Below are 13,083 nucleotides of genomic sequence, written 5' to 3'. Positions count from 1 at the left end.
CCCATGCCAACGATCGGACTTATCGGGTACGGAGCGATCGGGCGCTCGGTGCATGCCCTGCTGGAGCGCAGCGGGGCCTGCAAGGTGGACGCCATTCTGGTGCGCAACGCGGTGGAAGGTGCCGGCACGGCGAAGGTCGTCCACACGCTGGATGATTTTCTGGGCATGCGCCACGACGTTGTCGTGGAGTGCGCCGGGCAGTCGGCGCTGCGCCAATACGCCAGCGCGGTGGTTGCGTCGGGCAGCCATCTGGTGCCCGCCTCGGTCGGCGCGCTGGTCGACGACGCGTTTCGCATCGCTCTGTGTGACGTGGCCGATCGCCACCACAGCCACATCCGGATTCCCTGCGGCGCGATGCCCGGGATCGATGGTCTGGCATCGGCGCGTTGGGTCGGCCTGGACCGCGTGGTCTACCGCGGCACCATGCCACCGCACGCCCTGAAGAACTTCGACGCGGCGACACCCATTCAAGGAGCCGCGTGTGTGTTCTCGGGCAGCGCGCGCGAGGCCGTGCAGCGCTTCCCGAAAAACGCCAACCTCACCGGCACGATCGCCCTGGCGGGCATCGGCTTCGACGCCACACGGGTCGAGATCCACGTAGATCCGGCGGCCGCGGCGAACATCCACGAGCTCGAAGCCGAAGGGGACTTTGGAAAGTTCCAGGTCAAGGTGGCGGGCAACCGCATCGCCGCGAGCTCCCCGTCGTCCCGCATCGTTCCGGGCAGCCTGGTCCTCGCGGCATTGGGCTCCGGCTACACCTTGCTGACATCCAGCAGCGGTACCCCGACATGAAGGCAGACACCAACGCCCTTGGCAACGTGGTCATCGCCTTCATTGGCGGCGGCCAGATGGCGACCGCGCTCATTGCAGGGCTCAGGCGCTCTGGCAGATCGGCCGACAGCATCCTCGTCGTGGAGCCCGACGCGCAACAGCGCAGCCGATTGGGCGAGCGCTTCGGTGTTCAGGTGTTCCCCTCCAGCACCCAGGAACTCGCGCGCGCGGGTGCCGTGGTGTGGGCGGTCAAACCTCAAGTGATGGAGGAAGCCGCGAAGCCCGTCCGGGACATCGTGCGCTCCGCCCTGCACATCAGCATCGTCGCGGGTATTGCCACACCGCTGCTTCAGGAATGGCTGCAGACGGATCGGGTGATTCGTGTCATGCCCAACACACCGGCGCTCGTTGGCGAAGGCGTGACAGGGATGTTCGCCGGCCCTGGCGCAGCACCCGCCGACCGCGAACTCGCCCACCGCATCTTCGCCGTCACGGGCCACACCTTCTGGGTCGACGCCGATGACCGCATCGATGCCGTGACCGCCGTGAGCGGCAGCGGCCCAGGCTACGTGTTCCAGTTTCTGGCGAGCTTCCAGGCCGCCGCGCAGGCCTTGGGCTTCTCCGAAGAACAGGCCCGGGACCTGGTCTTGCGGACGTGCGCTGGCGCGGTTCAGCAGGCCTGCGCGGAAACCACCGCGTTGACGACGCTTCGAGACCGCGTGGCCTCGAAGGGCGGAACGACCGAGGCAGGCTTGAACGTCCTGACCCGCTACGAACTCCCCCGCGCCATGACCGAGGCGGTGGGCAGTGCTTTCGCGCGTGCGCGGGAGCTGAGCAACCGGCAGGCGGCCAAGCCCGTCTGACCGATCCTTTCAAAACCTCTCTGCAGAGTTTTTCCCTGGGCATCGCCCGTTCACACAGGAGCCATCCATGAAAACATTCCGTTCTCTCCTTCTGGGCGCCAGTGTCGCCCTGGTCGCCACAGGCGCCGCGCAAGCGCAGGCGGATGGCACGCTGCAGCGGATCAAGGAAACCGGTGAAATCCGCATCGGCCACCGCGATGTGTCCGTGCCCTTTTCCTACCTCACCGACGAGGGCAAGCCGATCGGCTTCTTCGTCGACATCTGCAACCGCGTGGTCGACACCATCAAGGCCGACCTGAAGCAGGACGTGAAGGTCGTGTACCGGCCCGTCACGCTGAGCACCCAGATTCCCTTGTTGCAGAACCAGGGCGTGGACATCGTGTGCGGCCCCGCCACCAACACCATGGAGCGCCAGAAACAGGTCGCATTCAGCAACACGCTCTATGTCTCGAGCATCCGTGCCGTGGTGCGCAAGGACAGCAACATCAACAAGTTCTCCGATCTGAACGGCAAGACGGTGTCCGTCACGGCCGCGTCCACCTCGATCAACCTGCTGACCAAGTTCGAACAGGAGCACAAGTTCGAGACCAAGAAGCTGACCAACCCGGACCACTCGCAGTCCTTCCTGATGTTCAGCACCGGCCGCGCGCAAGCCTTCGTGATGGACGACATCCTTCTGGCGTCCCTCGTCGCGAACAGCGCCAAGCCGGCCGACTTCAAGCTCATCGACGAAGCCCTGCGTGTGGAACCCTACGGCCTCGTGATGCGCAAGGACGATCCGACCTTCAAGGCCGCGGTGGACCGCACTCTGGCCAGTCTGGTCAAGTCCGGTGAGTACCAGAAGCTCTACGCCAAGTGGTTCGAGTCGAACATCCCGCCGAAGAACGTGAACCTCAACTTCCCCATGACGCAGGCGCTGAAGAACGCGCTGGCCAACCCGAACGACAAGGGCATCGAGTAACCGGCACCCACGGAGCTGACCGACATGTACACATGGAACTGGCCCATTCTGTGGGCCACCACATCGGACGGCGTGTCCACGTACCTGGGAACCCTGTTCCACGGGCTTCGATGGACCCTGACGGTCGGTCTCTCCGCGTGGGTCGTCGCGTTGCTGATCGGGATCGCGGTCGGCATCGCGCGAACCTTCAAACCGGGCATCTGGGCACGTCTGGCGGGCGGCTACGTCGAACTGCTGCGGAGCATTCCGTTGATCGTCCAGATGTTCATCTGGTTCTATGTGGTGCCCGACCTGCTACCGTCGGGCTGGTCCGACACCGTCAAGGCATGGAACCAGTACAACGTGCTGGCGGCCATCATCTGCCTGGCCTTTTTCACCTCGGCCCGGGTGGCGGAACAGATTCGCGCGGGCATCCAGGCCATTCCCACCGGTCAATCCTATGCGGCAAGGGCCTTGGGCATGGAGACCGCCGAGGTCTACCGGTTCGTCCTGGTGCCTGTGGCATTTCGCAAGATCATGCCGGCGCTGACCAACGAGTTTCTCAACATCATCAAGAACACCTCCGTGGCTTTCACGATCGCGGTGGTGGAGCTGATGGCGGCGACCCGGTCCATGCAGGAGATGACCTTCCAGATCTTCGAGGCATTCACCGCCGCCACGCTCATCTACCTCGGGGTCAATCTCCTGGTGGTGCGCTTGATGGGCTTCATCGAAGGGCGCCTGGAGGTCCCGGGTCTCAGCATCCGGCAGACGAGGTAAACCATGTCCATCCTGTTTGACACCGACGTCATCGCCCGTGCCGCGCCGCAGCTGGTTCAGGGCTTCTGGTTCACGCTGCAGCTCACGGGCATCTCCGCCCTGGGTGGCGTGGTGCTGGGGACCTTGCTCGCGCTGGCGCGCCTGTCCGGCAACAAGGTGCTGTCCTCGGTCGTGGGCGCCTATGTCAACACGCTGCGCTCCATCCCCTTGCTGCTGGTGATCTTCTGGTTCTTCTTTCTGGTGCCCTTCATCGCGGCCTGGATGACGGGATCGAAACGCCCGATTGAAATCGACGCGCTCACCTCGTGCGTGATCACCTTCATTCTGTTCGAGGCCTGCTACTTCTGCGAAATCATGCGCGCGGGCATTCAGTCGATTCCACCTGGGCAACTGAATGCCGGCAAGGCCCTGGGCATGGGTTACTGGACGATCATGGTCTTCATCATCGTGCCGCAGGCCTTTCGCAACATGCTGCCGGTGTTGCTGAGCCAGACCATCGTGCTCTTTCAGGATGTCTCGCTGGTCTCCGTGCTGTCCATCAAGGACTTCTTCGGCAGCGCCGATTTTGTGGCCAAGCGCGACGGGCGGCCGCATGAAATGTATTTGACCGTTGCCCTGGTGTACCTGGTGGCCTGCGTGCTCCTCTCCCGCTGCGTCAAGGCACTGCAGCGCCGCATCGCCATCGTCCGATAGAGAACGACATGATTGAACTGCGCAACGTCTCCAAGTGGTATGGCCCCGTCCAGGTGCTGAACGGCTGTTCCGTCACGGTCCAAAAGGGCGACGTCATGGTCGTCTGTGGGCCCTCGGGTTCGGGAAAGTCCACCTTGATCAAAACCGTCAACGGGCTTGAGCCGATCCAGGGCGGCACCATCCTGATCGACGGCGTTTCCGTGCACGACCCCAAGACCGATGTGTCGCGCTTGCGCGCCAAGGTCGGCATGGTCTTTCAGCACTTCGAGCTGTTCCCTCACCTGAGCGTGACCGAGAACCTGACGATCGCCCAGATCAAGGTGTTGCGCCGAAAGCCCGAGGAGGCGCGCACGCGCGGCCTCAAGATGCTGGACCGGGTCGGGCTGCTCCCCCACAAGGACAAGTTTCCCGGTCAACTGTCGGGCGGCCAGCAGCAACGGGTGGCCATCGCGCGGGCATTGAGCATGGACCCCACGGTCATGCTCTTCGACGAGCCCACCTCCGCGCTCGATCCCGAAATGGTCGGCGAGGTGCTCGACGTCATGGTGCGCCTGGCCACGGAGGGAATGACCATGATGGTCGTGACCCACGAAATGGGATTCGCGCGCAAGGTGGCCAATCGGGTGATCTTCATGGACGTGGGCGGCAAGGTGCTGGAAGACTGTTCGAAGGACGAATTCTTCGGCAACCCCGATGCGCGGCAAGCACGCACCAAAGAGTTTCTCGGGAAGATTCTTCAGCATTGAACACGGAGCTCCTCATGACCAACACCCTGCCTCTGGATGAACGCGCCGTGGAGATCGCGACACCGGTCGAGCACCTGGATGCCGCTCCCGTCCTGACGGCTGACGCCATCACGGACGAGCTGCGAACACTGATCCTGACCGGCGTTCTCGCGGTGGGTGTCCAGCTGAAACAGGAGGCGCTGGCCAAGCGTTTTGGCGTGAGCCGTTTCCCGATCCGCCAGGCCCTCAAGAAGCTCGAAGCCGAAGGCCTGATAGAGCACACACCCTTCGCAGGGTCCGTCGTCGCGGGCCGTTCGTTGACGGATCTGATCGAGATCCTAGACATCCGGATCGCCCTGGAAATGCGTGCGCTCGAACTGGCCATTCCCCACATCGAACAGAAAGACGTGGAGGCCGTTCAGGCCATCATGGAACGCTACGACGGCAGCGAGAATCCGCGCGAGTGGTCGGAGTTGAACCTTGAGTTCCACCTGCGGCTCTACGCCCCCTGCGCGCGGCCCAGGCTGCTGAAGATGATCGAAGACATCGTCCGGGGCATCGACATCCAGCTGCGCACGCAGCAGTCCTACCGCGTCGGCCGCAAAGCCCCTCAGAACGAGCACAAGGCCATCCTTCGGGCTTGCATCGCCAAGGATGTGAGAAAGGCCCTTTCGCTGCTCAAGGAGCACATCGAACACACGCAGATCGCTCTGCGCCAATCCTGAACGCACCGGGCCTTTCGCCATGGCTCCAGATCTCTTTCGCAACCTCCACCACGTCTGCATCGTTGTGCGTGACATGACGGCGTCGGTTCGCTACTACGAGTCCATCGGCGTCGGGCCCTGGCACGACTTTCCATCGCTGGAGACTTTTCGGCACGACCTCCAGGTGCCCGATGCCGACGCCTTCTTGAAGCTCCACTACCGCTACGCAAATCTGGACAACGTGCAGCTGCAGTTGTGCGAGCCGGCGCCGGGCAACACGCCTCAGCGCCGATTTCTGGAGACGCAAGGCGAAGGCGTTTTTCACCTGGGCTTCACGGTGCCCGATTGCGATGCCGCGGAAAGCCAGGGACTGAATGCCGGACTCTCCGTCCTGATGCACGGCCGCAAGCCCGACGGCGGCGGCTTCACCTACTTTGAAACGGCGCACCGTGGCGCCGGGGTCACGCTCGAAGTTCGAGCCGCGGCCCAGTGATTTTTTCCATTCTTCCATTTGAAAGGTCTTAACCATGTCCACTGACAAGGATGTTTTCGACGTTGCGGTGATCGGTGCCGGCAACGTGGGTATCGCGGTCGCCTACTACCTGATGAAGGAGCAGAACTTCAAGCGCGTTGCGCTCATCGACCCCAGGGATCCGATGAGCCTTACCTCGGCGCAATCGGGGGAGAACTACCGGAACTGGTGGCCCCATCCCACCATGACCGCGTTCACGGACCACAGCATTCGACTGATGGAACAGATCGATGCGAACACGGGCGGTCGGTTGAACATGACGCGGGGCGGCTACGCGCTCGTGACCCGCCGCGAGCGACCGGAAGACCTGATTGAAGACCTGTACCGCGGCTACGAGGGCACGCCCGAGAAGATCCGCATCCGGGAGTCCGCCACCAGCGACTACGCCGCACCGCTGCGTTCGCCCTGGCAATCGGCGCCCGATGGGGTGGATGTGCTGTTGAACACGGACCTCATCCGCCAGGCCTTTCCCATGTATGCGCAGGACGTGCGCAGCATCATCCACATTCGCCGCGCGGGCTCCATCAGCGCCCAGCAGCTCGGCCAGCACATGCTGGAAGACATCCGGGCGGCCGGTGGCACGCTGATCCGCGCCGAGCTCAAGGGTGTGGTGACAGGCCAGCCTTTCCAACTGGACCTGGCGGCGGAGTCGGGCGCCACGACCATTCGCGCCGAGCGCATCGTGAACGCAGCGGGCCCCTACCTTCGCGACGTGGGCCAGATGCTGGGTGAGGATCTGCCGGTGACCTGCGTCTACCAGCAGAAGATCGCCTTTCAGGACCGTGAGGCCGCCATTTCGCGCGCGATGCCTTTCACGATCGATCTCGATGGCCAGACGCTCGCCTGGTCCGACGAAGACCGCGCGTTGCTGGCCAGCGATCCGGACACGCGCAAGCTGGTCGAGCCCATGCCCGGCGGCATTCACTGCCGGCCCGATGGTCCGGTGGATGGCAACTGGATCAAGCTCGGCTGGGCCTACAACAGCACCGCCTCCGATCCGCATGCGGAAGATCCGGTGGACCCGCAGTTTCCGGATTCGGTTCTGCGCGCAGCCAGCCGCCTGCATCCGAAGCTGGCGGCCTATATCGGCAAGTTGCCGCGCGGTGCGCACCACTACGGTGGGTACTACGCGATGACCGAAGAGAATTGGCCCCTCATCGGCCCCATGGGAACCCAGGGCGCCTTCATCGCCGGGGCCCTCTCGGGCTTCGGATCGATGGCGGCCTGTGCAACCGGTTCACTCTGCGCAGCCTGGGTGGCGGGCAAGCCCGTGCCGGCCTACGCCGCTTCACTCAGCATGGACCGGTACAAGGATGCAGAGCTGATGAGCCGGCTGAAGCAGTTGGGCAGCGGCAGCCTCTGAGCGCCTGGGCGCCGCGCAACCGCGCGGCCAGCCCGATGAATGGCATGCCGGGCCGCTAGGTCGACTTCTTGCCCCGGCCTTTCGCCAAGGCGACGAACGTCTTGACGGCGGGCGAGGCTTCACCCCGCCGATAGGCCAGCGCGAGGTGCACCAACTCCTTGAAGTCCCTGATCGGCCTGAAGGTCACCCCGGGCTGGCGCAGCATCTGGAGGGACTCGGGGACGACGACGATGCCGTATCCCGCTGCGGCCATGCTGGTGGCCGTGATGATGTCGTTGACGCGGTAGGCCGGTGCGGCCTCGAAGCCGGCAACCGCCGCCAGCTTGCCCAGCACTTCCGCAAACCCCTCCGAGTCATCGAACTGCGGAGAGACAAACGTCTGGTCGCGCAAGTCCCGCACGCCCACCGTGGGCTTGCGGGCCAGGGGGTGCTCGTCGGCCATGGCCACCATGAGCGGCTCGCTGTGAACGATGGTGGTCTCTACCCCGTCCGGATACCGACGGCGCGGCCGCACGATGCCCACATCGAGCTCCCCGGACTCCAGCGCGCTCAGCTGTCTGGGCGTCTCCATGGCCAACACCTGCATGTGCACAGCCTCGTGACCCGGCCGGAAGCCCGCGAGGATTCTGGAGAGCAAACCGGAAGACACGGCCGACGCCACGTAGCCCAGGCGAATGTTGCCGCTCATGCCCTTGGCCGCCAACACCGCAATGTTCTCGGCCCGTTCAAGGTGCCGAAGCGCGGCGACGGCTTCCGTGTACAGCAGCGTGCCGGCGTCGGTCAACGAGATGGGCTGGCGCTTGCCCCTGTTGAGAAGCCGCACGCCCAGCTTGTGTTCGAGCTGCTGCAACTGCACGCTCACGGCCGACTGGGCCATCCCCAGGCGCTCACCGGCCCGCGAAAAGTGCAATTCTTCCGCGACCGCGACCAGGCATTCCAGTTGGCGTCTCGTCAGCATCAATATGGTTTCCAGATCAAAGTATCTTGTTTTCGATCTGGATGTTATCAATGAATTCCGCTTCAATCTGGGCTCCACCTTGAAGGAAACCCTCATGAACGCACGGACAGAGCAGAAGTTTTTGAAGCGCGCGAACGCGAAGTTCGAGCTCTCGCCCAACCCCGACCACGAGCGGCTTCTTCACCTGACGCTGGATGAGGCCGCACTCACCGGTTTCCTGGAAGATGCCAGGGACATCGATGTTCAGAATCTGGAGTACGTGCCGTTCATGCGGTTTCACCTGGCCCGGTTGCTGACCGAACGCCTGGGAGAGGAATTCGCCGAGACCGTGCGGCGCATCGTCAGGGACCGGAACCACGGTGGTTTCACGGTGGGCCTTCAGGGGCTGTCCACGGACAGTCCGGATTACGTGAAGTTCGGCACCGCCATCGGTCACCTCCTCGGCCCTGGCAACCACGACTCGATGTCGGGCACCTACTACGCACGCTTCCTGGTCAAGCACACCGACGCGAGCGACTCCTACCTGCGCCAGGCTTACCGCCTGTTCACCATGCACACCGACGGCACCTTCGTTTCCGAGGCGACGGACTGGCTGCTGATGATGAAGTTCGACGAGCGCAATGCCATCGGCGGTGAGTCCCGCTTTCTGCACCTCGACGATTGGGCGGAGCGCGACGGCTTCGTGACCAACCCGCTGGGCGCCAGACCCTTTGTGTACAAGGCGCCCGGGTCCAAGAACGTCGACGAGCGGGTGGAGCGGCCGGTGTTTTTCCACGGCGAGTTCGGGCTTTCGATCTCGTTCATCGACCAGTTCGTGCAGCCTCGCAATGCCGCCGAAGCGGTCTACCTGAAGTCGCTCTCCGAGTCGATGGAGGCCTCCAGCGGCACGAGGACCGTCCGACTCCCCGTGGGAGACCTGGTGGTGCTCAACAACTACTTCTACGTGCATGGCCGTGCACCCTTCCAGCCCGACGCGCAGCTGCACCGCGAACTGATGCGCCAACGCGGCATGTTTGCCGAGTAGCGCATTCTCATCGCGCCTCGACATCTCCACCGACCCGCTTCCATCAAAGGTGCATCCGTGACCTCTACGACCCTGGACACCGCAGCGAGCGCCCAGCCCGCAGCCGCCTATGGCAAGCGCACGGGCATTCCCCGTCGCCTTCAAGGCATTCTGTCGCTCGAGGACTTCGAACACGCGGCCCGCGCTCACCTGCCGCGGCCCTTGTTCGGCTACATCGCGGGAGCAGCGGAAGACAACACGTCGTTGCGGGTCAACCGGGCCGCCTTCCAGGATTACGGATTTCGCACGCGGGTCATGGTCGATGTTTCCCAACGCCACCAGAAAACCACCGTCTTTGGCACCACGTACCAATCGCCCTTCGGCATCGCGCCCGTGGGCATCAGCGCGATTTCGGCCTACCGCGGCGATCTGGTCCTGGCCACGGCGGCCGAACGCGAGGGCGTCCCCGCCATCATGAGTGGCACCTCGCTCATCAAGATGGAGGACGTCGCACGGGCAGCACCGTCCACCTGGTTTCAGGCCTACCTTCCCGGCGACGTGTCGAAGATCGACGCCCTGGTGGAACGCATCGATGCCGCCGGCTTCAAGACCCTGGTGCTCACCGTGGACATTCCGGTCTGGGCCAACCGGGAGAACAACGTTCGCACCGGGTTCTCGATGCCGCTGCGCCCTTCGCTTGGGCTCGCTTGGGATGGTCTGGTGCGTCCACGCTGGCTCGTCGGCACCTTCCTGCGCACCTTCGCGCTCCATGGGATGCCGCATTTCGAGAACTCGTTTGCGACCCGCGGCGCACCGATGCTGTCCAGCTCGGCCATCCGCGACACCACCGGCCGAGACCATCTGAACTGGTCCCACATCGAGGCCATCCGCCGCCGCTGGTCCGGGAACCTGGTCCTCAAGGGCATCCTGAACGAGCGCGACGCGCGCCGCGCTGCCAGCCTCGGCGCAGACGGCATCATCGTGTCGAACCACGGCGGCCGACAACTGGATGGTGCGGCGGCGCCGCTGGAAATGCTGCCGCGCATCGTGGACCAGGTCGGCCACCAGACCGTCGTCATGATGGACAGCGGCGTTCGGCGGGGTGGCGATGTGCTCAAGGCCGTCGCACTGGGTGCCCGGATGGTGTTCCTGGGACGCCCCTTCATGTACGCCGCCGCGGTGGGTGGTGAAGACGGCGTTCGCCACGCCATCACCTTGCTGAGGGACGAGGTGGACCGCAACATGGCCATGCTGGGGGCCAACTCGATGCACGAGGTCACCGCGGAATGTCTCGTCAACCGGCGCGCCGCCTGCGGCACACCGCCACCGGCAATGCCCCGCGCCAGGGATATCGCATGAGCCGACCTGCCTGCCTGTCTTGCGACGGGCAGGCCGCTGGCATCAGGGCTCGAGGGACTGGAGCAGTTGTTCGGCCATCGGCCATTCGCCAAAGCCCGACGCCGGGTTGATGTGGCCCAACGCCCCCACGTTGACCAGCTCGCTGCCCCACTCGCGTGCCATTTGCATGACGCGATCCAGCCTGGCCAGCGGATCGTTGGTGCTGGCCGCCACCACGCTGCGGAAAGGCAGCGCGCGCCGGGGCACGGGCAGCCAGCCGTTCGCCTGCAGCGCGTCCAGGGTCGGATAGCCCGCGGGAAGCGGCGTCTCGAAGTCCGGCGGTGCCACCAGCAAGGCGCTCTGGATGGCGCTGGTGTCGTGTTGCTGCGCCCAGTGCATCAGCATGACCACACCGCCACTGTGCGCGACGACGACGACGGGACCTTCGATGGCCTCGATGGTCCGCTGGATCGCCGCCACACGCGCGGCGCAACTCAGCTTCTCGATTTCCAGCGGCTGCACGCAAACGACCTTGCGCACGGCGGACAGCTGGCGCTCCAGGTGGGTCTGCCAATGGTCTTCCACATGGTCGCGCAGACCGGGAACGATCAGAATCGTGGCTTGCTGTGAGGCGTTCATATCGAAGTCTTTCTTCCAGTTCAAAGGTGGTCGGCGGTCCGTCGGCGCGCCACAGTGTGATGGCACCGGCCGTGCCTCGCTTGACAATGGACGACTGGCACTTATCCTTGGGCGCCACCCACCTATCCCCGCGTTTCCGATGGCCTCACTTGTTCGCGCTGCGTGCCTTACCAACTACAGCGCGGTCGCCCGCGCGAGTGGCCTGGACCCTGCCCGCATGCTTCGCCATGCCGGGCTTAGCACCAACGTCGAGCGCGAACCCGACCTCCTGATCCCGGTCGAGCGCGTCGGGCAACTGCTGCAGACGTCGGTGATCATGTCGGGCAACGAGAGTTTCGGTCTGTGCATGGCGGAGTCGCGCATGCTCTCCAATCTCGGCGCGGTGGGCATGCTGATCCGCGACCAGACGACGTTGCGCGAGTCGCTGGACGTGCTCATGCGCTACCAGTTGCTGCTCAATGGATCGCTGTCGCTGATGGTGGAATCCCACGACGACGTGGTCGTCATCCGCGAAGCGATCAAGGCGGGCAAGCCGCAACAGCCCACGCGCCAGAGAATCGAACTGGCGCTGGGCGTGATGCTGCGCGTGTTGCGCCAGTTTCTCGGGGCCGACTGGCAACCACGGCGGGTGTGCTTCGAGCACCCGGCGCCGCAGGATCTGCGCGTGCACCACAGGATGTTCGGCTACGGCATCGAGTTCTGCGCCGACTTCAACTGCATCGTCTGCGCGAAGACCGATCTCGATGCCCGCAATCCATCGGCAGACCCGGCGATGGCGCGCTACGCGCAGCAGTTGCTGGACGCATCGACCCCATTGCAGCGGCCCACCATGCTCGAGGACGTGCGCCGCACGACCCTGCTGCTGCTGCCCAGTGGGCGCTGCAGCGTCGAACAGGTGGCCGAGCACCTCGGCGTGGCGAGCCGCACGGTCCAGCGGGGGCTCGCGGAACAGGGGCAGAGCTTTTCATCGATGCTCAACGACATCCGCATGGAGCTCGCCACGCGCCATGTTGTGGAGAGCGATCGCCCCTTGACCGAGGTGGCGTTGCTGCTCGGTTTTTCCGCGCCCAGCGCTTTCTCCCGCTGGTACCACACACAGTTCGGGTGCAGCGCCAAAGAGAGCCGGGCCGCCCGCGCCACCGGTCAGCCCGAGTAGCGCGCCACGCGCCCTCTCGACCCACAAGCCAGCCTTGCCTGGCTTTTTTTGCGCCCAGGCGGTGCGCTCGTAGAGCGCCAAAGTAATTGCAAAAAGCGACTAAGTGCTGCGAATAAATGACGTGATTTGGTGCGACTTGAGCCGAGGGCATCTCAATGCGGCATGCGGGCTGGCTTGAGTATGGCCGTGCGAAGCTCGCTCTTGCCTCGGATACGATGTCGGCACTCGGCCGAGGCTGTGTGGAAACGCACTCGGCACGGCAGTATGCCGAATTCTTGTGCGGCCAAGGGTCTGATGAGCCTCGCTGGCCGTCCTGTAGGCCATTTTTTTGCGAAGTGACTGTGTGGGGGAGATCTGAAGTCCTGCTCAACGGCAAGGCCGCATGAGAAGGGCTCACGCCCCCACCAGCCGCACCGCCTTCATCGTCCTTGCGATTCCCAGAATCCGCATCACCCGCTTGAGGTTGTAAGCCAGCACGTGCAGGCTCATCTCGGTGCTCACATGCGCCAGCGTCTTCGTCAGGAAGTGCGTCGAGCCCATCCAGTGCTTCAACGTGCCGAACACATGCTCGACGGTGCGCCGTCGCAAGGTCATGGCGTCGGGCTTGCGGTCCAGTCG

At 64.3% G+C, this 13,083-nt stretch carries 15 protein-coding genes; 12 read left to right on the top strand and 3 right to left on the bottom strand.

Going from position 1 to position 13,083, the window contains the following annotated elements; translation table 11 throughout:
• The first annotated feature begins 3 nt into the window (after positions 1-3).
• From FFS09_RS23530 to FFS09_RS23490, 9 genes are all read left to right on the top strand, one after another.
• Positions 4-792, top strand: coding sequence for an aspartate dehydrogenase (locus FFS09_RS23530; protein ID WP_137921374.1), 789 nt, complete (start codon positions 4-6; stop codon positions 790-792).
• Positions 789-1,634, top strand: coding sequence for a pyrroline-5-carboxylate reductase (gene proC, locus FFS09_RS23525; protein WP_137921373.1), 846 nt, complete (start codon positions 789-791; stop codon positions 1,632-1,634). The genes FFS09_RS23530 and proC overlap by 4 nt, the downstream gene beginning before the upstream one ends.
• A gap of 67 nt (positions 1,635-1,701) precedes the next feature.
• Positions 1,702-2,595 carry an amino acid ABC transporter substrate-binding protein gene (locus tag FFS09_RS23520; protein WP_137921372.1) on the top strand — a complete coding sequence of 298 codons (894 nt, stop codon included), beginning with the start codon at positions 1,702-1,704 and terminating at the stop codon, positions 2,593-2,595.
• Between the two features lie 24 nt (positions 2,596-2,619).
• On the top strand, positions 2,620-3,354 hold the full coding sequence (locus FFS09_RS23515; RefSeq protein ID WP_137921371.1) for an amino acid ABC transporter permease: 735 nt from the start codon (positions 2,620-2,622) through the stop codon (positions 3,352-3,354).
• Positions 3,355-3,357: 3 nt separating this feature from the next.
• A complete protein-coding gene (locus FFS09_RS23510) occupies positions 3,358-4,047 on the top strand; it encodes an amino acid ABC transporter permease (RefSeq protein WP_137921370.1) in 690 nt (229 codons plus the stop codon).
• Between the two features lie 8 nt (positions 4,048-4,055).
• Positions 4,056-4,793: an amino acid ABC transporter ATP-binding protein gene (locus FFS09_RS23505; protein ID WP_137921369.1), complete on the top strand. Its 738-nt coding sequence runs from the start codon at positions 4,056-4,058 to the stop codon at positions 4,791-4,793.
• Positions 4,794-4,807: 14 nt separating this feature from the next.
• On the top strand, positions 4,808-5,497 hold the full coding sequence (locus FFS09_RS23500; RefSeq protein ID WP_137921368.1) for a GntR family transcriptional regulator: 690 nt from the start codon (positions 4,808-4,810) through the stop codon (positions 5,495-5,497).
• 19 nt (positions 5,498-5,516) lie between these two features.
• A complete protein-coding gene (locus FFS09_RS23495) occupies positions 5,517-5,969 on the top strand; it encodes a VOC family protein (RefSeq protein ID WP_137921367.1) in 453 nt (150 codons plus the stop codon).
• Between the two features lie 34 nt (positions 5,970-6,003).
• The gene (locus FFS09_RS23490) at positions 6,004-7,371 is read left to right on the top strand and encodes an NAD(P)/FAD-dependent oxidoreductase (RefSeq protein ID WP_137921366.1); all 1,368 of its coding nucleotides are present in this window, start codon (positions 6,004-6,006) and stop codon (positions 7,369-7,371) included.
• A 55-nt stretch (positions 7,372-7,426) separates the two neighbouring features.
• On the opposite strand, the gene FFS09_RS23485 is transcribed toward FFS09_RS23490, so the two are convergent.
• Positions 7,427-8,329 carry a LysR family transcriptional regulator gene (locus FFS09_RS23485; RefSeq protein ID WP_137921365.1) on the bottom strand — a complete coding sequence of 301 codons (903 nt, stop codon included), beginning with the start codon at positions 8,327-8,329 and terminating at the stop codon, positions 7,427-7,429.
• Positions 8,330-8,423: 94 nt separating this feature from the next.
• Between FFS09_RS23485 and glaH the strand changes: the two genes are divergently transcribed.
• Positions 8,424-9,353 (top strand): glutarate dioxygenase GlaH, encoded by a 930-nt coding sequence (glaH, locus tag FFS09_RS23480; RefSeq protein WP_137921364.1) that lies wholly within the window; start codon positions 8,424-8,426, stop codon positions 9,351-9,353.
• A 57-nt stretch (positions 9,354-9,410) separates the two neighbouring features.
• Positions 9,411-10,691: an alpha-hydroxy acid oxidase gene (locus FFS09_RS23475; protein ID WP_137921363.1), complete on the top strand. Its 1,281-nt coding sequence runs from the start codon at positions 9,411-9,413 to the stop codon at positions 10,689-10,691.
• 42 nt (positions 10,692-10,733) lie between these two features.
• Here FFS09_RS23475 and FFS09_RS23470 read toward each other — a convergent pair whose 3' ends face one another.
• A complete protein-coding gene (locus FFS09_RS23470) occupies positions 10,734-11,309 on the bottom strand; it encodes an RBBP9/YdeN family alpha/beta hydrolase (protein ID WP_137921362.1) in 576 nt (191 codons plus the stop codon).
• A gap of 139 nt (positions 11,310-11,448) precedes the next feature.
• On the opposite strand from FFS09_RS23470, the gene FFS09_RS23465 reads away from it, so the two are divergent.
• Positions 11,449-12,465 (top strand): AraC family transcriptional regulator, encoded by a 1,017-nt coding sequence (locus FFS09_RS23465; protein ID WP_137921361.1) that lies wholly within the window; start codon positions 11,449-11,451, stop codon positions 12,463-12,465.
• Positions 12,466-12,858: 393 nt separating this feature from the next.
• Here the strand turns inward: FFS09_RS23465 and FFS09_RS23460 are convergent.
• Positions 12,859-13,083: transposase (locus FFS09_RS23460; RefSeq protein ID WP_137921360.1), on the bottom strand; the 225-nt coding region annotated here is incomplete at its 5' end.

This window comes from Hydrogenophaga sp. 2FB, from assembly GCF_005503365.1.
GTDB lineage: Bacteria > Pseudomonadota > Gammaproteobacteria > Burkholderiales > Burkholderiaceae_C > Hydrogenophaga.
This window is presented reverse-complemented; position numbering and strand designations above follow the sequence as displayed.